The sequence below is a fragment of the Streptomyces thermocarboxydus genome, assembly GCF_024760485.1.
Taxonomy (GTDB): Bacteria; Actinomycetota; Actinomycetes; order Streptomycetales; family Streptomycetaceae; genus Streptomyces; species Streptomyces cellulosae.
Genome location: NZ_CP058273.1, coordinates 6926315 through 6947797, shown reverse-complemented (window position 1 = coordinate 6947797; position 21483 = coordinate 6926315). Strand labels below are relative to the sequence as shown.

18 protein-coding genes and 1 pseudogene are annotated in these 21483 nt (G+C 72.6%); 5 read left to right on the top strand and 14 right to left on the bottom strand.

Features of this window, described 5'->3' with window-relative positions; all coding sequences use genetic code 11:
- Positions 1-37: 37 nt before the first annotated feature.
- The 5 genes and pseudogenes from AY578_RS31740 to AY578_RS31720 all read right to left on the bottom strand — a co-directional run bounded on the left by AY578_RS31740 (position 38) and on the right by AY578_RS31720 (position 5426).
- On the bottom strand, positions 38-610 hold the full coding sequence (locus tag AY578_RS31740; RefSeq protein ID WP_136237467.1) for a GNAT family N-acetyltransferase: 573 nt from the start codon (positions 608-610) through the stop codon (positions 38-40).
- A gap of 66 nt (positions 611-676) precedes the next feature.
- Positions 677-1897 (bottom strand): cysteine desulfurase-like protein, encoded by a 1221-nt coding sequence (locus AY578_RS31735; protein ID WP_136237468.1) that lies wholly within the window; start codon positions 1895-1897, stop codon positions 677-679.
- A 133-nt stretch (positions 1898-2030) separates the two neighbouring features.
- Positions 2031-3128 (bottom strand): annotated as a pseudogene (locus AY578_RS31730) (AI-2E family transporter); the annotation flags it as partial.
- A gap of 124 nt (positions 3129-3252) precedes the next feature.
- The gene (locus AY578_RS31725; protein WP_161108654.1) at positions 3253-4458 is read right to left on the bottom strand and encodes a glycoside hydrolase family 64 protein; all 1206 of its coding nucleotides are present in this window, start codon (positions 4456-4458) and stop codon (positions 3253-3255) included.
- 149 nt (positions 4459-4607) lie between these two features.
- On the bottom strand, positions 4608-5426 hold the full coding sequence (locus AY578_RS31720) for a GntR family transcriptional regulator (RefSeq protein WP_370879027.1): 819 nt from the start codon (positions 5424-5426) through the stop codon (positions 4608-4610).
- On the opposite strand from AY578_RS31720, the gene AY578_RS31715 reads away from it, so the two are divergent.
- The 3 genes from AY578_RS31715 to AY578_RS31705 all read left to right on the top strand — a co-directional run bounded on the left by AY578_RS31715 (position 5410) and on the right by AY578_RS31705 (position 7717).
- Positions 5410-5574 (top strand): hypothetical protein, encoded by a 165-nt coding sequence (locus AY578_RS31715; RefSeq protein ID WP_158693606.1) that lies wholly within the window; start codon positions 5410-5412, stop codon positions 5572-5574. The two genes, AY578_RS31720 and AY578_RS31715, sit on opposite strands and share 17 nt — an antisense overlap.
- Before the next feature lie 99 nt (positions 5575-5673).
- A complete protein-coding gene (locus AY578_RS31710; protein ID WP_019527339.1) occupies positions 5674-6426 on the top strand; it encodes an IclR family transcriptional regulator in 753 nt (250 codons plus the stop codon).
- A gap of 91 nt (positions 6427-6517) precedes the next feature.
- Positions 6518-7717, top strand: a complete 1200-nt coding sequence (locus tag AY578_RS31705; protein WP_370879025.1) for a PP2C family protein-serine/threonine phosphatase — start codon at positions 6518-6520, stop codon at positions 7715-7717.
- 13 nt (positions 7718-7730) lie between these two features.
- Here AY578_RS31705 and AY578_RS31700 read toward each other — a convergent pair whose 3' ends face one another.
- From AY578_RS31700 to AY578_RS31685, 4 genes are read right to left on the bottom strand one after another with little or no spacing between them, the layout of a single operon-like run.
- A complete protein-coding gene (locus AY578_RS31700; RefSeq protein ID WP_136237472.1) occupies positions 7731-9110 on the bottom strand; it encodes a GH1 family beta-glucosidase in 1380 nt (459 codons plus the stop codon).
- A gap of 32 nt (positions 9111-9142) precedes the next feature.
- On the bottom strand, positions 9143-9970 hold the full coding sequence (locus AY578_RS31695; RefSeq protein ID WP_136237473.1) for a carbohydrate ABC transporter permease: 828 nt from the start codon (positions 9968-9970) through the stop codon (positions 9143-9145).
- A 5-nt stretch (positions 9971-9975) separates the two neighbouring features.
- Entirely contained in the window at positions 9976-10929 is a 954-nt protein-coding gene (locus AY578_RS31690; RefSeq protein ID WP_161232178.1) for a carbohydrate ABC transporter permease, read from the bottom strand.
- A gap of 11 nt (positions 10930-10940) precedes the next feature.
- A complete protein-coding gene (locus AY578_RS31685; RefSeq protein WP_020700230.1) occupies positions 10941-12206 on the bottom strand; it encodes an ABC transporter substrate-binding protein in 1266 nt (421 codons plus the stop codon).
- A 295-nt stretch (positions 12207-12501) separates the two neighbouring features.
- Between AY578_RS31685 and yicI the strand changes: the two genes are divergently transcribed.
- On the top strand, positions 12502-14778 hold the full coding sequence (yicI, locus tag AY578_RS31680) for an alpha-xylosidase (RefSeq protein ID WP_161232177.1): 2277 nt from the start codon (positions 12502-12504) through the stop codon (positions 14776-14778).
- A 72-nt stretch (positions 14779-14850) separates the two neighbouring features.
- Here yicI and ppk2 read toward each other — a convergent pair whose 3' ends face one another.
- Positions 14851-15849: a polyphosphate kinase 2 gene (ppk2, locus tag AY578_RS31675; protein WP_019527332.1), complete on the bottom strand. Its 999-nt coding sequence runs from the start codon at positions 15847-15849 to the stop codon at positions 14851-14853.
- Positions 15850-16082: 233 nt separating this feature from the next.
- On the opposite strand from ppk2, the gene AY578_RS31670 reads away from it, so the two are divergent.
- Positions 16083-16877, top strand: a complete 795-nt coding sequence (locus AY578_RS31670) for an SDR family NAD(P)-dependent oxidoreductase (protein ID WP_136237476.1) — start codon at positions 16083-16085, stop codon at positions 16875-16877.
- A gap of 76 nt (positions 16878-16953) precedes the next feature.
- On the opposite strand, the gene AY578_RS31665 is transcribed toward AY578_RS31670, so the two are convergent.
- The 4 genes from AY578_RS31665 to AY578_RS31650 form a co-directional block, all read right to left on the bottom strand.
- Positions 16954-18072: a glycoside hydrolase family 5 protein gene (locus tag AY578_RS31665; RefSeq protein WP_258906658.1), complete on the bottom strand. Its 1119-nt coding sequence runs from the start codon at positions 18070-18072 to the stop codon at positions 16954-16956.
- 143 nt (positions 18073-18215) lie between these two features.
- Positions 18216-18980 carry a sulfite exporter TauE/SafE family protein gene (locus AY578_RS31660; protein WP_136237478.1) on the bottom strand — a complete coding sequence of 255 codons (765 nt, stop codon included), beginning with the start codon at positions 18978-18980 and terminating at the stop codon, positions 18216-18218.
- Between the two features lie 71 nt (positions 18981-19051).
- The gene (locus AY578_RS31655) at positions 19052-19582 is read right to left on the bottom strand and encodes a GNAT family N-acetyltransferase (protein WP_258906656.1); all 531 of its coding nucleotides are present in this window, start codon (positions 19580-19582) and stop codon (positions 19052-19054) included.
- On the bottom strand, positions 19522-21285 hold the full coding sequence (locus AY578_RS31650) for a DEAD/DEAH box helicase (RefSeq protein ID WP_420341325.1): 1764 nt from the start codon (positions 21283-21285) through the stop codon (positions 19522-19524). Before AY578_RS31650 ends, AY578_RS31655 begins: the two co-directional genes overlap by 61 nt.
- Positions 21286-21483: the final 198 nt, after the last annotated feature.

Genomic DNA, 21483 nt, shown 5'->3' with positions numbered 1-21483 from the left:
AGTCGGGCCGGGCCGCCCGTGCCGTGCGCGTCCGCCGTCAGCGCAGGTCGAGCCGCATCAGCACGCGGGAGTGGCCGGACAGCACCGAGGCGGTGTCGGCGGCGTGGGTGAACCCGGCCCGCTCGAAGTTCTTGCGGAGCCCGGGGTAGGCCATGGTCAGGTCGACACGGGCGTCTCCGCTGTCGAGGGGGTAGGCCTCGACGGCGGGGGCGCCCTGCGCGCGGGCGTACGCGACGGCGCCGGCGATCAGGGCGTGCGAGAGGCCCTTGCCGCGGTGGCCGGGGCGCACCCGGATGCACCACAGGGACCACACCGGCAGGTCGTCGACGTGCGGGATCTTGCGGTTGCGGGCGAAGGAGGTGTCCGCGCGCGGGGCGACGGCGGCCCAGCCGACGGGCTCCCCGTCCTCGTAGGCGAGCACACCGAGCGGGGCGCCGGAGCGGAGCAGCCCGGCGACGTACTCGCCGCGGGCGGGGCCGCGCAGTTCGCGGTTGAGCTTGGAGGGGATGCGGTAGCTCAGGCACCAGAAGACGTTCGCCTGCGGCGACTTGGGACCGAGCAGGGCACGGACGTCCTCGAACTTCGAGGCCGGACGGACTTCGACGGTCATGCGTCCACGATGGCACGAACGGCCCGCCTGCGCCGCCGTATGTACGGCGCACGGCGGGCCCTTGCGTCAGTGCGCGGCCGGGGTCTCCTTGAGGAAGTCGCCCAGGCCGTCGAGCAGGCGGTCGACGTCCTCGTCGGAGGTGTAGCAGGCGAGGCCGACACGCAGGCCGCCGGTGTCACCGAGGCCCAGGTGGCGGGAGGCCTCCAGGGCGTAGAAGTGGCCGGAGGGCGCGTGGACGTTCCGTCCGGCGAGGAAGCGGTAGGCGTCCTCGGTGCGGCGGCCCTCGAAGGTGAGCAGCAGGGTCGGCGTGCGGCGGGCGGCCCGGGAGTGGACGGTCACCGCGTCGAGCGCCGCCAGGCCCTCCTCCAGGCGGGCCCGCAGCCGCGCCTCGTGTGCCCCGATCGCCTCGTACGCCGCCCCGAGCCGGGTGCGTCGGTCGCCGTCGGCCGGCCCGCCGAGCCGGGCGAGGACGTCGACGGCGGCGCGGGTGCCGGCCAGGAACTCGTAGGGCAGGGTGCCCAGCTCGAACCGCTCGGGCACCGCGTCCGAGGAGGGCAGCAGCTTGTCCGGGCGCAGGGTCTCCAGCAGCTCCGGGGCGGCGGCGAGGACACCGTGGTGCGGGCCGAGGAACTTGTACGGCGAGCAGACGAAGAAGTCCGCGCCCAGTGCCCTCACGTCCACCGGCGCGTGCGCCGTGTAGTGCACGCCGTCGACGTACAGCAGGGCGCCCGCCTCGTGGACCAGCCGCGCTGTCTCGGCGACCGGGGGCATGGTGCCGATGAGGTTGGAGGCGGCCGTGACCGCGACCAGGCGGGTGCGGTCGGAGAGCTGGGCGCGGATGTGGTCGGCGGTCAGCTCCCCCGTGGCCGGGTCGAAGTCGGCACGGCGGACGGTGACGCCGGCCCGTTCGGCGGCCTGCACCCAGGGACGGATGTTGGCGTCGTGGTCGAGCCGGGTGACGACCACCTCGTCGCCCTCCGACCAGCCGGCGGCGAGGGTGCGGGCCATGTCGTAGGTGAGCTGGGTGGCGCTGCGGCCGAAGACGATCCCCGCCGGGTCGGCGCCGAGCAGGTCGGCCAGGGCCTGGCGGGCCTCGACGACGAGGGAGTCGGCGTGGCGCTCGCCGGGCAGCAGGCTGCCCCGGTTGGACAGCGGCCGCGCCAGGGCGTCGGCGATCGCCTCGATGACGGGGCGCGGCGTCTGGGTGCCGCCGGGTCCGTCGAAGTGGGCGGTGCCCGCGGCCAGCGCGGGGATGTCGGCGCGCAGGGCGGTGAGGTCGTAGGTCACGGAAGCTTCCCGGGGGTCGGAGGGCGGTCAGGCGGCGGGGGCGTCGGGCGCCGGGGACTGCGGCGCGGGAGGCCGCGGTGCCGAGGGTTCCGGCGCGGACGGTTCCGGCGACGACGGCTCGGGAGGTCCGGGCGACGACGGCTCCGGGGCCGGGGGCTGCGGTGCCGGGCGGGTCGGTGAGCTGTTCGCGGAGGTAGTTCCAGACGACCGCGACAAGGGCGGCGACCGGCACCGCGAGCAGGCTGCCGACGATGCCGGCCAGGCTGCCGCCCAGCGTCACCGCCAGCAGGACGACCGCCGCGTGCAGACCGAGGCCGCGGCTCTGGATCATCGGCTGGAACACGTTGCCCTCGAGCTGCTGCACGACCACGATGACGACCAGCACGAGCAGCGCGTCCATGAAGCCGTTGGACACCAGCGCGATGAGCACGGCGACCAGTCCGGCGAACAGGGCGCCGACGATGGGCACGAACGCGGACACGAAGGTCAGCACCGCGAGCGGCAGGACCAGCGGCACGTCGAGGATCCACAGGCCGAGGCCGATCAGCACGGCGTCGATCAGGCCGACGAGCGCCTGCGACCGCACGAACGCGCCGAGGGTGTTCCAGCAGCGCGCGGCGACGACCGGCACGTCGGTGGCGAGCCGGCCGGGGAGCTGGCGGCGCAGCCACGGCAGGAAACGCGGCCCGTCCTTCAGGAAGAAGAACATCAGGAAGAGCGCCAGGACGGCGGTGACGACGCCGCTGAAGACGGTGCTCACGCCGGTGACGGCGGTGGTGGCGATGGACCCGGCGCTGTCCTGGAGGCGGGCGGTCGCCGCGTCGAAGGCGCCGGTGATCTGGGCGTCGTCGATGTTCAGCGGCGGGCCCTCGGCCCACTCGCGGAGCTTCTGCACGCCCTTGACGACGCCGTCGCCGAGTTCACCGGCCTCCGAGGCGACGGGCACGGCGATGAGCGCCACGGTGCCCGCGCCGACCAGCAGGAACAGCACGGTCACCAGGGAGGCGGCGACCGCGGGGCGCAGTCCGCGCCGCAGCAGCCAGCGGGTCGGGGGCCAGGTGAGCGTGGTGAGCAGCAGGCCGACTATCAGGGGCCAGACCACCGACCACATCCGGCCCAGCAGCCAGAGGGCCACCCCGGTGGCCACCAGGACCAGCAGCAGTTCCCCCGAGATGCGTGCCGAGGTGCGCAGCGCGGCGCGGGTTTTACCGGCGTTCAGCGAGGCAGACATGGTGGCACCCTATGGTGCCCGCGCGTCCGTGGTGATCGCGGGACGCAAAGGACGTGTGCCGACGGGGCGTCGGGTGCGCCGCGCCCGGCCGGAGGGCCGGCCGGACACGGCGCGGGAGGCGCGGTCAGTCCAGCGGGTCGAGCGTCAGGGACGCCCCGCGCGGGTCGCCGTCGTGCACGAGCGACTCGTGGGCGCCGACGTCGTCGAAGGCGAAGGCGTACGCCTTCCCGTCGGCCATGTGCGCGTGGACGATCCGCGCGTAGTGGTTGGTGACCGGATCCTGGTAGAAGCCGGCCGCGCTGCGGTCGGGCTGGTTCGGGTTGGTGAGCAGGGTGGTGCGGTTGAAGCCCGCGCAGAGGGTGCGCGAGATGGGGCCGCGTACCTGGTCGTTGGGTGCGTCGAGGAGGCGGTGGCAGCCGAAGACGGACGAGGCGTCCGGCTTCTGGAAGGCGGTGACCTCGTTGCCGGAGCCGTCCCTGAAGCGCAGCACGCCGCCGGAGACCCGGCCGGTGTACCGGACGTCGGGACGGTCGGTGAACGGCGTGACGATCAGGTCAGTGCCCGTGTACTTGTCCCAGACGCGGTTGATGTAGTCGTCCATGACGGACGCCGGGAGGGCGCCGGTCTCCACCCCGTACAGCGGGGACAGGGCGCGCAGCACGGTGCCGTCGGAGCGGGTCTGGATGAGGTTCCCCCAGCCGCCGCCCTGTGCTCTGAGGGAGTTGAACACGCCGTTGTAGCCGCCGGCGCGCAGTTTGCCGGCGGTCGGCGTGGAGCCGTCGCCGCGGCGCACGCCCACCGTGTAGGGCGCGGAGAACATGTCGACCTGAGTGCTGTTGATCCACAGTCCGGAGTCGTTGAGCGTGTACTCGGACCAGTTGAAGAGGATGTCGCGGTTGGGGTCGGTGGGGTTCTGCACGGCGGGCTGCACCAGGCCCCCGGTGGTGAGCCGGAACTCCATCTTGCGGCCGTAGGAGAAGTAGATGCGGCCGGAGAACTTGGGGATCTGGATGGTGGTGGACTGGCCGGGGGCCGGGCCCGGGATGGAGGCGTCGGGCGCGGGGGTCGGCGGGTTGCCGCCCGCCGGCCAGGGGTGGAAGGCGCCGCTCGCGTCGGCCCAGCCCTGCCGGCCGGACGACAGCTCGGTGCCGAGGTTGTAGATGTGCACCTGCTCGGCGCGGCCCGAGTTGTTCGTGATGGTCAGCGGGATGGTGGCCGGGACCGCGGCGTGCGCGGTGGACGGGACCCCGGCGGCGAGCCAGCCGCCGCCCAGCGCGGTGGCGATGCCCAGAGCCACGGCGGTGACCCGGCGTCTGAGGGTGCGCAGCATGGTCGTTCTCCGTTCGACGAGTGGCCGACTACGGGTGTGAGAGCGCTCTCAAGGAGAGTCCCCCGCTGGTATGGACCTGTCAACGGTTCAAGCACACATTGGGGAGGAGAAGGTTCCACATCTCGCGCCGGCGCGCCCCGGGCTGTGGCTCAGCCGTGCTGGACGACGCCGTGCGCCGAGAAGGTGACCGGGCCGCGGGAGGTGAGGTCGCCGGGCGGGAAGCCGGGGTGGTGATCGCCCTGCGCCTCGCTCGCGCGCGGGGCGGCGGGGTTCAGGACGAGCCGGGAGACGATGCGGTAGCGGTCACTCCGGTGGACGGAGTGGACGTACTCCACCGGACGCCCCTCGGTGTCGGTGGTGAGGCGCTCGAACAGGAGGGCCGGCGACAGCTCGGGCACGTCGAGCAGTTCCGCCTCCGCGCGGGTCACCACGGTCGGCTCGACGGACTGCACGGCCTCGCTGACCCGCACGCCGCGCCGGTCACGGAAGTGCTCGTAGAGGTCGCCCTGTTCGAGCTCCGCCTCGGTGAGGCCGGGCACCAGGGCGGCGGGGAGATGCAGGTGATCGATGGCCATCGGGGCGCCGTCCACCAGCCGCAGCCGGGCCGCGTACCGGATTTCGGCGGCCGGTGACATCCGCAGTCTGCGGCCCACGCGGGCGCCGGCCGGGAGGGTGCGGAACTCGAGGATGCGGCTGGTCCACGCGCCCTTGGCCTGCGGCGCGGTCAACGAGCCGTGCTCAGGGACGAGTTCCCGGGTGATCTTCTCGGCGGCGACGAACATGCCCCGGCCGTGCTCGCGCACCAGCAGCCCGGCGACGACGAGTTCGTCGACCGCAGCCCGCACGGTCGGGCGTAGGTGCTGACACCCGCTCAGGTCGCGGCCCGGATCGACGCGTACCGCGCCGCGGGCACATCGTTCGTGGACGAGGTGCCCGCGCCCTGACCTTCCGGTGCGCCGGCAGACCAAGGTGTTCGGGACCCGGCCCGTGGCGCTGGACCCGGGGAAGCGGGTGGTGGCCGTGGTGCTGCCACGAGGCACCGACCGGGGCGTGATGCATGTCTTCGACGTGGCGCTCACCGACCGGCCGGTCGCGGCAAACGGGCAGGACGGCTGACCTGCCGGCCGTGTCCCCGCACAGCGCTCGGAAGCCCCCGTTCCAAATGGAGCGGGGGCTTCCCTTGCCGTCGGCGGACGGGGGGCGCACGCTGGACACATGGGTGCGAGCCCGACGCTCATCTCCTCCGTGCAGCGGGCCTTCCGGCTGCTGGAGGCGGCGAGCGCGCACGAGACGGGCGCGCCGGCCAAGCAGCTGGCGCGGGAGACCGGGCTGCCCCTGGGCACCGCCTACCACCTGCTGCGCACCCTGGTGCACGACGGCTACCTGCGGAAACTCGACGACGGCAGCTTCGTCCTGGGCGACCGGCTGCAGACCCTGTACTCCGGGGGCCGGAGCCAGACGCTGCTCGCCCGGGTCCGGCCTGTCCTCTCCGCGCTGCGCGACGAGCTGAACAGCGCCGCCTACCTCACCTTCTACGAGGACGGCGAGATCCGGGTCTCCGAGATCGTCGACGGCCCCCGCACCCCGCGCGTCGACCTGTGGGTGGGGTTCGAGGACGCCGGTCACGCCACCGCGCTCGGCAAGGCCGTGCTGCGCGAGCTGGACGACGAGTCCCGCAAGGATTACCTGTCGCGGCACACGCTGAACGACCTCACCCCGCACACCGTCACCACCCCGGTGGAGCTGGTCCGCCGGCTGGAGTCGACACCCCTCGCCCCGGCCGTGACCGACCTGGAGGAGTACGCGCTGGGCACGGTGTGCGTGGCGGTGCCGGTGTACAGCGGCGGCACCCTGGGCTCCATCGGCGTGTCCATGCCGCGCACCCGGCTCGACCGGATCGACGAGGTCCGCGAGCGGCTGCTGCCGACCGCCCGCCGGGTCACCCGCAGCCTGTCACTCACTATGTGAAATCCGCGTCCTTGTGATGCCGGGCACCATCACCTTCTCTTGAAGAAGCACGCAATTCGGACACGCACACAGGTGAGGAACCCGACAGCACATGAGTCACGCCCGTCAGCATGGACGCGACCGCTCGCCCATACGGCCGTACCCGCGCGGACTGGCATGCCTCCGATCGCCCCGCACCCGGGCGTGCGCGCACCGGGTCGCCGAGACGCCGGCTCTGCCCGTGGCGATCCTGGTCATCATCGTGTCCATCGACATGGCGGCCGGCACCGGCCGGATCTGGCTGCCGCTGCTCGCCACCGGTCCCGCGCTGGCCGCCGCCACCAGCCGGCCCCGCGGGGTGCTGGGCGTAGGCGCCCTGGCCATACTTCTCGGCGCGAGCATCGCCTACCGGCACGACATGGCCGTGCCGCACCTGTCCGTCGTGCTGGCCGCCCTGGTGACCGTCACCCTGGCGAGCGCCCTCGCCAGCGCCCTGCGGGCACGCCGTGAGCGGGTGCTGGCCGCCGTGCGCTCCGTCGCGGAGACCGCGCAGCACGCGCTGCTCCAGCCGGTGCCGGGGAGGGTCGGCCCGTTCCAGGTGGCGGTGCGCTACAGCGCGGCCGCCGCCGAGGCCCGGATCGGCGGCGACCTCTACGCCCTCGTCCCCACTCCGCACGGCGTGCGGATGATCGTCGGCGACGTGCGCGGCAAGGGGCTGCCGGCCGTGGGGACGGCCGCGCTGGTGCTCGGCGTGTTCCGGGAGGCGGCGTACGACGAGCCGGACCTGCTGGACGTGGTGTGCCGGATCGAGCGGAGCCTGGCCCGCAACCTGGGCGGCGACGACTTCGTCACCGCCGTGGTCGCCGGCTGCCCGGAGCCCGGGCGGCTGGAGATGGTCAACTGCGGTCACGCTCCCCCGCTGCTGATCCACGGCGACGACGTGACGGCCGTCGAGACCGACCACCCCGCGCCGCCGCTCGGACTGCGCGCCCTGTCGGACCACTCCCCCCGCCTCCAGGTGGTGCCCTTCGGCGACGGCGACCAGCTGCTCCTCTACACCGACGGCGTCACCGAGGCGCGGGACGACGAGCGCGCCTTCTACCCCCTGACCGAGGGGCTGACCCGGCACCTGTGCGACGAGCTGGACCGGACGCTGGCCGCGCTGCACGAGGACCTGCTGGACCATGTGGGCGGCCGGCTGCACGACGACGCGGCGCTGCTGCTGCTGCTGCGCAGGCCCGCCGCCGTGCAGCCCGGGGAGGCCGCCGGGGTGCGCCCCGTGGCGGACGTGGACGGCGCCACGGCCGCCTGAGGCGCGTCCCCCGTCAGGGCCGCTGGGCGGCGATGAGACGCCGGTACCAGTGGTAGCTGTCCTTCGGCGTGCGCCGCTGGGTGGCGTAGTCGACGTGGACGATGCCGAACCGCTTGTCGTAGCCGAAGGCCCACTCGAAGTTGTCCAGCAGGGACCACACGTAGTAGCCGCGGACGTCGACGCCCGCGTCCAGCGCGGCCCGCAGCGCGGTGAGATGGTCGCGCAGATAGTCGACGCGGTCGGTGTCGTGCACCGCCCCGTCGGGGCTCACCCGGTCCTCCTCGGCTGAGCCGTTCTCCGTGATGTGCACGGGCGGCAGGGCGTCCCCGTACTGCTCCTTCAGCTCCACCAGGAGGTCGGTGAGGGTGCCGGGCGCCACCGGCCAGCCCATGGCGGTCCGCCGGACGCCCGGCATCGGCACCTCGGCGTACCGGTTGTCGGTGGCCACGCGCAGGGCGGGGTCGCTCTCGCGGTGCGGGGCGTCGGCCACGACGATCGGGCGGTAGTAGTTGACGCCGAGGAAGTCCAGCGGCCGGGCGATCAGCTCCAGGTCGCCGTCACGGCGGAAGTCCTGCCCGGTGATCAGCTCGCCCCAGGTCTCCTCCTCGGTGTCCGGGTAGCGCCCGGCGAGGATCGGCTCCGTCCAGACCAGATTGTGCAGGGTGTCTGCGCGCACCACCGCCGCCCGGTCGGCGTCGGAGTCCGTCGCGGGGAGGTGGTGGTCGAGGTTGAGGGTGATGCCGACCTCGCGCACCCCGGCCGCGCGCAGCGCCTGTACGGCGAGCCCGTGGCCGACGAGCAGGTGGTGCGCGGCGGCGAGTGCGCCCCGGCCCTCCTGGGCGCCGGGAGCGTGGCGGCCGACGGAGTAGCCGAGGAAAGCGCTGCACCAGGGCTCGTTGAGGGTGATCCAGCGGGGCACACGGTCGCCCAGATGGTCGGCGACGACGGCCGTGTACTCGGCGAACCGCTCCGCCGTCTCCCGTACGCGCCAGCCGCCCCGGTCCTCCAGGGCCTGCGGGAGGTCCCAGTGGTAAAGGGTGACGGCCGGTTCGACGCCGGCGGCGAGGAGTTCGTCGACCAGCCGGGAGTAGAAGTCCAGACCCTTGGGGTTCACCGGTCCCGACCCGTCGGGCACGATCCGCGGCCAGGCGACGGAGAAGCGGTACGAGCCGACGCCGAGGTCGCGCAGCAGGGCCACGTCCTCCGGGTAGCGGTGGTAGTGGTCGCAGGCGACGTCGCCGGTGTCGCCGCCTGCCACCCGGCCGGGGGTGTGGCTGTAGGTGTCCCAGATCGACGGGCCGCGTCCGTCCTCGCGTGCCGCGCCCTCGATCTGGTAGGAGGCGGTGGCGGCGCCGAGGACGAAGCCGGGCGGGAACCGGGGGAAGTCTTTCATGCGGTTCGGGTCCATATCGGTTGATTCTGCGGTCACTTGACGGATCCTCCGGTGATGCCGGCGGCGATGTACTTCTGGGCGAGGACGAGCAGGACCGCGGCGGGCACGGCGGAGAGCACGGCCGCGGCCATCACCGAGCCCCAGTCCCCGATGTGCGCGCCGATGTACTGGTAGATGCCCAGCGTGATCGGCTTGACGTCGTCCGTGGTGTTCAGGGTGAGGGCGAACATGAAGTCGCTCCACGCGAACAGGAAGGCGAACAGGCCCGAGGTGATCAGGGCGTTGCGGCTCATCGGCAGCACCACCCGCAGGAACACCCGGACCGGTCCGGCCCCGTCGATCTCGGCGGCCTCGATCACCTCGCCGGGGACGGACACCATGAAGGAGCGCATCAGCACGATGGAGAAGGGGATGCCGAGCCCGGCGTCCGCGAGCATCAGCCCGGCGTAGGAGTTGACCAGGCCGAGGTCGACGTACGAGGTGTAGAGGGCGTTGGCGATGACGATGCCCGGCACCATCTGCGTGATCAGGGTGCCGAACACGATGGTGCGCGAGCCGCGCAGCCCGAAGCGGGCCAGCCCGTAGGCGGCGGGCGCGGCGATCGCGAGGCAGATGACGACGGCGCCGGCGGACACCAGCAGGGAGGTCAGCAGGTTGCCGCCCTGGTCGGTGAGCGCCTTGGTGAAGCCGGAGAGGTCGAGTCCCGAGGGGACCGGGTCGACCTGGAGGAGGCCCGAGTCGGGCTGGAGCGCGGTGTTGAGCATCCAGTACAGCGGGAACAGCATCACCGCGAGGACGAGCAGACCCGCGGCGGTGGAGCCCCAGCGGCGGCGGGGCGCGGTGGGCGCGTGGACGGCCATGGCGGTCACTTCCCCTCGGTGCGGTTGGCCCGCAGGTAGAACACCGCGAACACGGCGGAGATCAGGATCAGGACGTTGCCGACGACCGCGCCGGCGCCGAAGTCCAGTTCCACGAAGGAGTTCTGGTAGGTGAGCGTGCCCAGGGTCTGGGTGGCGTCGGCGGGGCCGCCGTCGGTGAGGGCGAGGATCAGGTCGAGGATCTTCACCGTCGACATGAAGCCCAGCACCAGCACGACCGTGATGACCGGCTTCAGCAGCGGCAGGGTGACGGAGCGGAAGGTGCGCCAGGCGGAGGCGCCGTCCAGGGAGGCCGCCTCGTACAGCTCCTTGGGGATCTCCTGGAGGCCGCCGTAGAGGATGACCATGTTGAACGGGATGCCGATCCAGACGTTCACCAGGATCACCGAGATGAGCGCCATGTCGGGGCTGGTCAGCCACGGGGTGTGCCCGCCGAGGCCGAGGGTGTCGAGGAAGGTGTTCAGTACGCCGGTGTCCTGGTCGAGGATGCGGCGCCAGACGACGCCGGACACCACCATGGGCACCAGCCAGGGCAGCAGGATCAGGGAGCGCAGGACGCCGCCGAGGGGGAAGCGGCGGTTGAAGAAGACGGCGAGGGCGAGGCCGACGCAGAACTGGCCGAGCAGGGAGCCCGCGGTGAAGACGAGGGTGTGCCGGAGGGCCTTGCCGAACAGGGCGTCCTGGAAGACGGACGACCAGTTGTCGGCGCCGTTGAAGGGGGCCTCGCCGGTGAAGAAGGTCTTCGGCGTGTAGTGCTGGAAGCTCATCACGATGTTGCGGACGAGCGGGTAGCCGAAGAACAGCAGCATGAAGACGACGGCGGGGGCGACGAAGCCCCAGCGGGCGAGCCTGCGGCGAAGCCGGGCGCGGGCCGGGCCGGGCGGGGTGTTCTTCTTGGGCGCGGCGGCGGTCGGCGGGGCGGTGGCGGTGGACGTGGTCATGGGCGCTTACCTCAGTTCCCGCTCGTGGCCCGCTGCTGGGCGCGCTTCAGGGCGGCCTCGCTGGATTGGCCGGTCAGGGCGGACTGGAAGGCGCTCTGCAGGGCGAGGGAGACGGCCGGCCAGCCGGCGCCGACCTGTGCGGTGCGGGAGCGGGCGGCGGCGACCTGGTCGGCCAGCGCGTCCAGTTCGGGCACCTTCGACCGCCACGCGGCGGCGGCCCGCTCGTCGGCGGGGACCATCCAGCTGTTGAGGGCGTAGCTGAGCTGTTCCTTCTCGCCGGTCAGGCAGGCGACGATCCGTCCTGCCATGCGCTGGCGGCCGTCGTCGCCGGTGCGGGGCACGGTGAGCACGGCGCCGCCGAGCGGGGCGACCGAGTCGGCGCCCTCCTCCGGGACGGGGATCTCGGCGAGGCCCCAGTGGAGGTCGGGGTCGCTGTTGAGGGTCTCGACCTGCCAGGGGCCGTTGATCATCATGGCGGCGTTCTTGGCCATGAACTGGTCGTTGACGTCGGCCTGGGTCCAGTTGACCGTGGACCGGGAGAGCGAGCCGTCCTTCAGCAGCGCCTTCCAGAAGTCGAGCGCCTCGACGACCTCCGGGCTGTCGAGTTCGCGTTCGTCGCCGCCGTTGGACCACATGAACGGGGTGAACTGGAAGACGCCGTCCTCGGCGCCGCCCGCGCTGAGCGCAATGCCGTAGCGCTTGCCGCGGGTCAGCTCACGCGCGGCTTCCCGCAGGTCGTCCCAGGTGGCGGGGGTGCGGATGCCGGCCTCGGCGAGGACGTCCTTGTCGTAGAAGAGGGCGAGGGTGTTCACGGAGCGGGCGGCCCCGTAGTACGTGCCCCGGTAGGAGCCGAAGTCGACGATGCCGTCGGGCACATGGCCGGTGGACAGGCCGAGGGTGCGCAGGTCGACCAGTCCGCCTGCCTCGGCGAACACCGGCATCTCGGAGGCGTCGAACTGGACGACGTCCGGCAGCGACTTGGACGAGGCCATGCGCAGCGCCTTGGTCATGACCTGGGACGCGGGGACGCTCTGCTGCTCGACGGTGACGCCGAGCCGCTTGCCGCAGCGGGCCATCGCCTGCGCGTCCCAGCGGTGATAGGTCTCGTCGGTCGAGGAGTTCAGGACGGTGTACACGTCGTCGTCGCGCTCGGCGGCGCAGCCGGTCAGCGCCGCCGGGGCGACGAGGGCCGCGGCGGCGGCGAGCGAGGTGACGGCTCTGCGGGCGCGCCCGCGGGGGCGCGGACGGCGTGCGGCAACCGTTGGATGTGCTGTCACGGTGGGTGCCCCTGGGTGGGACCGGCCCGGCGGGTACCGAGGCCGGCGGCTCTGTGGAAGGGTAGGTGAAGCGCTTCGACAACAAGCCTCCGCGATCGGGGTCTCGTCTGGCGCTGCACCGGGGTGTAATTTGTTTTGCCTGATAACTAATACGTCAGCGCGACTCGGTCGCGCTAGCCCCCCAGCGGCACGACCTCCCTGCGCCGGGGCGTGACAGGTTCCGCAGATCCTGTCATAGTTCCTGGTCAGAGGTTCCCCTCGCACCTCCTTCGCCCTCCCCATCCCGAGGAAGACCATGAAATTCACCGACGGCTTCTGGCGCATCCGCGACGGTGTCCAGATCTCGTACGCCACCGAGGTGCGAGATGTCCGCGCGGAATCGAAGCGCTTCACCAGCTATGCGTCGACGAAGCAGGTGACGCGTCGGGGCGACACCCTGAACGCCCCGCTGGTCACGGTCGACTGCTTCTCCCCCGCCGAGGGCGTCGTCGGCGTGCGGGTCACCCATCACGCCGGGAAGCGCGAGCCCGGGCCGGACTTCGCGCTGGCCGCGGAGGCCGGCGGTGCGGGCGAGGTGCGCCGGGACGGCGCGGTCACGGAGCTGACCAGCGGCCCGCTGACCCTGCGGCTGGACGCGGAGGGCGGTTTCGGACTCACCTTCCTCGACGCGGACGGGCGGGAGCTGACCCGCGCGGGCGCCAAGAGCACGGCGTACGCCACCACTGCCGACGGGGCGCACCACATGCTGAGCCGGCTGTCCCTCGGCGTCGGCGAGAACGTCTACGGCCTGGGCGAGCGCTTCACCCCGTTCGTCAAGAACGGCCAGACCGTCGACGTGTGGCAGGCCGACGGCGGCACCAGCAGCGAACAGGCCTACAAGAACGTCCCGTTCTACCTCTCCTCACGCGGCTACGGCGTCTTCGTCAACCACCCCGGACAGGTCTCCTTCGAGGTCGGCTCGGAGTCCGTCGGGCAGGTGCAGTTCAGCGTCGAGGACCAGACGCTGGAGTACTACGTGATCGCGGGCCCGACGCCGAAGGACGTCCTGGGCCGGTACACCGCGCTCACGGGCCGCCCGGCGCTGCCGCCCGCCTGGTCGTTCGGCCTGTGGCTGAGCACGTCGTTCACCACCTCGTACGACGAGGCGACGGTGACCTCGTTCGTCGACGGCATGGCGGAGCGGGGCATCCCGCTGTCGGTGTTCCACTTCGACTGCTTCTGGATGCGCGAGTACCAGTGGTGCGACTTCCGGTGGGACCCGGAGGTGTTCCCGGACCCGGAGGGCATGCTGGCCCGACTCAAGGACAAGGGCCTGCGGATCAGCGTGTGGATCAACCCGTACATCGCGCAGAAGTCGCCGCTGTTCGACGAGGCCGCCGCGCTCGGTCACCTGGTGCGCAGGCCCAACGGCGACGTGTGGCAGTGGGATCTGTGGCAGGCCGGCATGGGCCTGGTCGACTTCACCGGCCCGGACGCCCGCGCCTGGTTCCAGGGCAAGCTGAAGACGCTGCTCGACCAGGGGGTGGACTGTTTCAAGACGGACTTCGGCGAGCGCATCCCGACGGACGTCGTCTGGCACGACGGCTCGGACCCCGAGCGGATGCACAACTACTACACGCACCTGTACAACCGCACCGTGTTCGAACTGCTGGAGAAGGAGCGCGGGCAGGGCGAGGCGGTCGTCTTCGCCCGGTCGGCGACCGCCGGCGGCCAGCAGTACCCGGTGCACTGGGGCGGCGACTGCTGGTCGTCCTTCGAGGCGATGGCGGAGTCGCTGCGCGGCGGTCTGTCGCTGTCGCTGAGCGGGTTCGGCTTCTGGAGCCATGACATCGGCGGCTTCGAGGGCACGCCCGACCCCGAGGTGTTCAAGCGCTGGCTGGCGTTCGGTCTGCTGTCGTCGCACAGCAGACTGCACGGCTCCACGTCGTACCGGGTGCCGTGGGAGTTCGGCGACGAGGCGGTGGACGTCGCCCGGCAGTTCACGCTTCTCAAGCACCGGCTGATGCCGTACCTGTACGGCGCGGCGGCCGAGGCGCACCGCACGGGCGTGCCGATGATGCGGCCGATGCTGCTGGAGTTCCCGCACGACCCGGCGTGCCGCCCGCTGGACCGCCAGTACATGCTCGGCCCCGACCTGCTGGTCGCGCCGGTGTTCAGCCGGGACGGCGACGTGGAGGTGTACCTGCCGGAGGGCACCTGGACGCATCTGCTGAGCGGCGAGCGGGTGACGGGCCCGTGCTGGCGCACCGAGCGCCACGGCTACGACAGCCTCCCGCTGTACGTCCGTGAGGGCGCGGTGCTGCCGCTGGCCGGGGACGACTCCCGCCCGGACGGCGACTGGCTGGACGCGCCGGTGCTGCTGGTGCACCCGTCGGACGCGACCGACTACACGGCAGAGGTCACCGTGCCGGACACGGCGGGCCTTCCCGCGGCGACGTTCCACGTCCGGCGGGACGGGGACCTGCTCCGGGTGACGGCATCGGGCACGGACCGGCCGTTCACGGTGCGCGTGCCGGGCGGGGCGGAGGCTTCGGGGGCGGGTGAGGTGACGGTGGCGGTCGCCCCGGACTGAGGGTGTCGGCAGGGTGAGCGTGTCGGCCGGCCTCCCCGGTCGCGCCGACTCGCCCTGTCAGCACGCGTCGTCCTACGGGTGGCTGCCCGGGCTGTGGCCGGGACCGGCCAGGGGGGTCGGGGAGAGCGCCGCCGGCTCCTCGCCCGGCTCCAGCAGGGTGTCCGCCGCGCCCACGATCAGCGGGTCCGGCTTGCCGAGCGCCTCGTGGTCCTTGGCCGGGTAGTCGCAGCGGTCGAGGAGGCTGCGCATCGCCTCGAGCCGTCCGCGCCGCTTGTCATTGTTCTTGACGACCGTCCACGGCGCGTGCGGGGTGTCGGTGGCGCGGAACATCTCCACCTTGGCCTTGGTGTAGTCGTCCCAGCGGTCCAGCGACTCCAGGTCCATCGGCGACAGCTTCCAGCGCCGCAGCGGGTCGACCTGGCGGATGGCGAAGCGGGTGCGCTGCTCGGCCCGGGACACCGAGAACCAGAACTTCACCAGCATGATGCCGTCGTCGGTGAGCAGCTTCTCGAACAGCGGGGTCTGCTCCAGGAACAGCCGGTACTCCTCCTCCGTGCAGAAGCCCATGACCCGCTCGACGCCGGCCCGGTTGTACCAGGAGCGGTCGAAGAAGACGATCTCGCCGCGGGCCGGGAGATGGGCCACGTAGCGCTGGAAGTACCACTGCCCCGCCTCGCGCTCGGTCGGTTTCTCCAGGGCGACCACGCGGGCGCCACGCGGGTTGAGGCGTTCCATGAACCGCTGGATGGTGCCGCCCTTGCCGGCCGCGTCGCGTCCCTCGCAGACGACGACCATCCGCTGTCCGGTGTCCTTCACCCACCGCTGCATCTTCAGCAGCTCTATCTGCAGCACGCGCTTCGTGCGCTCGTACTCCGGCCTGCGGATCTTCCGGTCGTACGGGTGGTTCTCGCGCCACGTCTCGATGGGGGCGCCGTCGGCGTCCAGCAGCACGGGGCGCTCCGGCCGCCGGGCGTCCACCTCCAGCCCGTGCAGCAGGTTCTCGCCGGTGGTGCGCGACCGCCCCGTTCCCGTGTCGCGCGCCGGTCGCTCGTCCGGGTGGTCGGCCGTCACGTCGTCTCCCGCCTTTCGGTCCCGTCTCACCGGGCCCCCCTTGTGCAGCGTATGCCCGGACGGGCGTGCGGTGATGTGTGGGCGAGTGCCCGCGCGAGGCGCGCCGAAGCGGGCCGGCGGGCGGTGATTCGGCCGCGGGCTGAGGGGAAGTCGTGGCGGGTCGAAAGGCGCGCGGGCGGTGGTCCGTGACCCCGGGGCCGCGCCGTCGCATCCGGCTGGGAGAGGTGAGGGACGTGCGGATCGATCTCAAGGGCCGTACGGCGCTGGTCACGGGTTCCACCCAGGGCATCGGCGCGGCGATCGCCGCCGGGCTCGCGCGGGCGGGGGCGCGGGTCGCGGTGAACGGGCGCTCGGAGGAGCGGGTGCGGGAGAGCGCGGCCGTGCTGGAGCGGGAGGTGCCCGGCGCCGAGGTGGTGCCGGTCGCGGCGGACGTCACGACGGAGGAGGGCGCCCGGCGGGTCGTGGAGACGCTCGCCCAGGTGGACGTCCTGGTGAACAACCTCGGCGTGTTCGGCTCCGCCGACCCGCTGGAGATCAGCGACGACGAGTGGCGCCGCTACTTCGAGGTGAACGTCCTGTCGGCGGTCCGCCTGATCCGCCTCCTGCTGCCCGGGATGACGGAGCGCGGCTGGGGCCGGGTGCAGAACATCGCCAGCGACTCGGCGATCGTCACCCCGGCGGAGATGATCCACTACGGCATGTCGAAGACCGCGCTGCTGGCCGTGACCCGCGGCTTCGCCAAGCAGGCGGCGGGCACGGGCGTCACGGTGAACTCGGTGATCGCGGGTCCCACGCACACGGGCGGGGTGGAGGACTTCGTCCACGGGCTGGTGGACCGCGACCTGCCGTGGGAGGAGGCGCAGCGCGCCTTCATGCGCGAGTACCGGCCGCAGTCGCTGCTGCAGCGGCTGATCGAGCCGGAGGAGATCGCGAACATGGTCGTGTACCTGGCGTCGGAGCAGGCGTCGGCGACGACGGGCGGCGCGGTGCGGGTCGACGGCGGGTACGTGGACTCGATCCTGCCGTGAGGTGACCCCGGCCTTGTCGGGGCGGGCCGGCACCCGCGGCGAGCAGGTGCCGGCCGTACGACCTCCCGAGCGGGTCCTACGCCCTGATCCGGTCGCGGATCCAGACGCCGGCGGGCTTGAGCGACTGGGTGCCGGTCCACGGGCCGTTCGCGGCACAGGTGCCGGGGGTGAACACCGCTCCGCCGCGGTGGTCGTCGGAGAAGTTCCAGTTGACCCAGCTGATCTTCTTCTGCGCCATGAGGTCGAGGTAGCGCCGCGACATCGCGAAGTCGTCGGCGCCCTCCCCCGCGTAGTTCTGCGTGCCGAATTCGGTGACGAACACGGGGATCCGGTCGGCGGCGCGGGTCAGGGCGGCGAGGTACTCGTCGCGGTGCGAGGCGGCGTAGAAGTGGAACGTGTACATGATGTTGGCCGCTTCGACCGGGTCGTTCACGACCTCCGACTCGTCGGCTCCCTCGGACACGCCGAACGAGGACCAGGCACGGGTGCCGACGAGGACGGGCGCGTCCGGGTCGTGGGCGCGGACGACCGGGATGATCCGCTCGGCGTACTCCTTGATGCGGGACCAGCTGACGCCGCTGGGCTCGTTGGCGATCTCGTAGAGGACGTTGACGCGGTCCTTGTGGCGGCTCGCGATGTCGGTGAAGAACCGGGTGGCGTGGTCGAGGTTGGCCATGGGGTCGCCGGGGGTCAGCATGTGCCAGTCGACGATCACGTAGAGCCCGCGGTCGCTCGCCTGCCGGATCAGCCGGTCGGCGAGGGCGGTGAAGTGCGCGGGGTCGGTCTCGTAGCCGCCCTCCTGGACGTAGGTGGAGACGCGGAGGACGTCGGCGCGCCAGTCGTGGGCGAGGGCGTCGAGGGAGGCGTCGGTGAGGCACTGGGCGTACCACTGGGTGCCGTGGGTGCTCATGCCGCGCAGCTGGACGGGGGCGCCGTGCTGGTTGCAGAGCTGGGTGCCACAGACCTGGAGGCGGCCGTTGGCGTCGACGGGGGTGGCTTCGCGGTGGGTGATCGGCACGTCCGCACCGTAGCCGGTGGCGGGGCGGGCCGCGGTGGCGGGGAGGGCGGCGGTCAGGAGCAGGAGCAGGGCGCCGGCGAGCGTGGTGAGGAGGAGGGCGGGACGGGTTCTCGGCGTCGGACTCGGATCGGGTTTCGGTTCCGGGCAGGCGGAAGCCGTGTGGGGGGCCGGTGTCATGTGGGGGGACTCCGTCCGGATGGATGGTTAGGAAAGTTTCCTAACGTGATGGAACTGCGGGCGCGCCCCGACGGCAAGAGGCGTGAGGGAGCCTTCGTGGCGAAGGGTGCGCGCCCCCGCGGGCCGCGCCAGCCTCTCGGTGCTCAGCGCAGGACGAGCTGGAGGAGGGCGATCGTCCCGACGGCGACGACCAGGGCACGCAGCAGGGCCGGCGGGAAGCGGCGGCCCGTCGCGGCGCCGAGCTGGCCGCCCAGGGTGGAGCCGCCGGCGATGAGGGCGACGGCCGTCCAGTCGAAGTCGGCGACGAAGAGGAAGAAGGCGGCGGCGACCGTGTTGACGACGGCGACGAGGACGTTCTTGACGGCGTTGAGCCGCTGGAGCGGCTCGTCGAGGAGCAGTCCCATCAGGGAGATGTAGATGATCCCCTGGGCGGCGGCGAAGTAGCCGCCGTAGACGCTGGCGAGTGTCAGCCCGGCGAACAGCGTCCGCCCGCCGTCCCGCTGCACGGGCCGGTCCGCGGACCGGCGCTCCCGCACCTTGCGGCCGATCAGCGGCTGGAGGGCGACGAGGACGAGGGCCAGCCCGACCAGACAGGGCACGATCGTCTCGAACGCCTCGGCGGGCAGGGCGAGCAGGAGGACCGCGCCGGTGATCCCGCCGAGCGCGGAGCCGACGGCCAGTTTGCGGACGCGGCGGCCCTGCCCGGCGAGCTCGCGGCGGTACCCGACGGCCCCGCTGACGGCGCCGGGCACGAGGCCGAGGGCGTTGGAGACGGTGGCGGTGAGGGGCGACAGCCCGGCGGCGAGCAGCACGGGGAACGTGACGAGGGTGCCGGACCCCACGACGGCGTTCAGGGCCCCGGCCCCGACCCCGGCGCCGAACACCCCGAGCATCTCGAGGGGGGTCATGCCACGCCTCGGGCGGGCTGCGTGGGGCGGTGGTGGTCGCAGGGGGCCGTGGGGTCGCTCATGAGGGCACGCTAGCTGGCGGTCGGTTCGGCACCCGCCGAAACATGGCTGCCAGGGCCTCCGGCTCCGCGAACCGGCCCGCTGTTCATGGGGAGCGCGGCCGACGCCGGCGCGCGCACCATGAACACGTCCACCGGATCTTCGGACTCGGGTGTGAATCCGTGCCGCTCGTACAGCCGCCGGGCCCGGCTGCCTTTCAGCACGTTCAGCCGGACCAGGGCGCCCTCGCGGTCACACCGTTCCAGCAGCTCACACAGCACGGCCGTACCGATGCCGCTGCCCTGCAGGTGAGGAGCCAGGTAGAAGTGCTCCAGCCAGTGGGCGTCCTCGGCGGGCCGCAGCGACACACAGCCGGCGAACAGGCCGCCCACCTCGATCACCCAGGTGTGCGCCGGAGTGAACCCGTCCCTCAGCCGCTGCCGCACTCGCCGCCCGTCGTACCGCCCGAGCCGCTCCAGGTCTTCCCTCAGCACCACGGCCCTCAGTTCGGCCACCGGCTCGACGTCCGCCGCCGACGCCGGCCGCATCTCCCAGTCCCCCATGATCGCCAGGCTACGGCGCCGCCGGGCCGAGCGGGACGGCACGTACGACGAGCTGGTCGCCCGGCGTACGAAGGCGGTGGCGCGTCTGCCGGGGCGCCAGGGCTGAGTCCTGCCGGAGGGAAAAGGAACGGCGGTGGCCGGCGAAGTCGCCGGCCACCGCCAACGCGCCCGGACGGAGGTCCTGCTGCAGATGGCGTCCCGGCGGCGCGGTCCTGGCCGCTCTGGGCGCCGCCCTTGGCCGTGCCGCCCTGGCCCTGCCCCTGACGGCCCGGTGCGCCGCGACGGCGGCGGTTGCGGGAGGGGGCGGAGGCGGTGCGGCGGGGGCGTTCCACGACCGGGACCGTGATGACGACCGGGACGCCGGAGGGCGTGCGCGCACCGGTGATGCGGGTCAGCTCCTCGTCGCCCGGCCGTACCTGCGTGATGCGCGGGGTGATGCCCGCCTGGGACATCAGCCGGGTGACGTCGCGCCGCTGGTCCCGGGTGACCAGGGTGATCACGCTGCCGGACTCGCCGGCGCGGGCCGTGCGGCCGCCGCGGTGGAGGTAGTCCTTGGGGTCGCCGGGCGGGTCGACGTTGACGACCAGGCCGAGGTCGTCGACGTGGATGCCGCGCGCGGCGACGTTCGTCGCCACCAGGACGGTGACGTGACCGTCCTTGAACTGGGTGAGCGTCCGCGTCCGCTGCGGCTGCGACTTGCCGCCGTGCAGGCCGGCGGCGCGCACGCCGTTGTTCAGCAGGTGCTTGGTGAGGCGGTCCACCGCGTGCTTGGTGTCGAGGAACATGATGACCCGGCCGTCGCGCGCGGCGATCTCCGTGGTCGTCTGGCGCTTGTCCGTCTCGTCGACGTGGAGCAGGTGGTGCTCCATGGTGGTCACCGCGCCCGCGGAGGGGTCGACGGAGTGGACCACCGGGTCGCTGAGGTAGCGGCGGACGAGCTGGTCGACGTTGCGGTCGAGCGTGGCGGAGAAGAGCAGGCGCTGGCCGTCGGGGCGCACCTGGTCGAGCAGCCGGGTGACCTGGGGCATGAAGCCCATGTCGGTCATCTGGTCGGCCTCGTCGAGCACCGTGATGGCGACCTCGTCGAGTATGCAGTCGCCCCGGTCGACCAGGTCCTTCAGCCGTCCCGGCGTCGCGACGACGACCTCGGCGCCGGCGCGCAGCGCGGACGCCTGCTTGCCGATCGACAGGCCGCCGACGACCGTCGCGATCCGCAGCCGCACGGAGCGGGCGTACGGGGTCAGCGCGTCGTTGACCTGCCCGGCGAGCTCCCGGGTGGGGACGAGGACGAGGGCGAGCGGCTTGCGGGGCTCGGCACGGCGGCCGGCCGTGCGGGCGAGCAGCGGCAGGCCGAAGGCGAGGGTCTTGCCGGAGCCGGTGCGGCCACGGCCGAGGACGTCACGGCCGGCCAGGGAGTTCGGCAGGGTGGCCGCCTGGATGGGGAACGGCGCGGTGACGCCTTCGTTGCCGAGGGTGGCGAGCATCTCGCCCGGGAGGCCGAGGTCCTCGAAGGCCTCGACGGCGGGGAGCGCGGGGGTGATCGTCTCGGGGAGGGCGAACTCCCCGGACGTCACGGTCCTGCGGCCCGAGCCGCCCCTGCCCTGCCCCTGTCGGGGCGCGCCGCGGCGGCCGCCGCTCTTGGGGGCGCCCTTGTAGGAGGAGCGGGTACGGCCGGATCGATCGTTCGCGCGTGCCTGTGTCACGGTGAACCTTCCTTGATGTGGCGCGTCTCAAGGAATGTCCGCCGCAGTGGAACGCGGGGAATTGCAAGAACGAGCCTGGGTGAATGGGGTCGCGGGGGCGGTTCCGCCCGGTGAGGGCGCGACCCTTGAGAAGCAGCGACGGGAGTGTGCACCTCTCCGTGTGATCCGTGTGAGATCTTGCTGCGCAGTAGGCGCCGG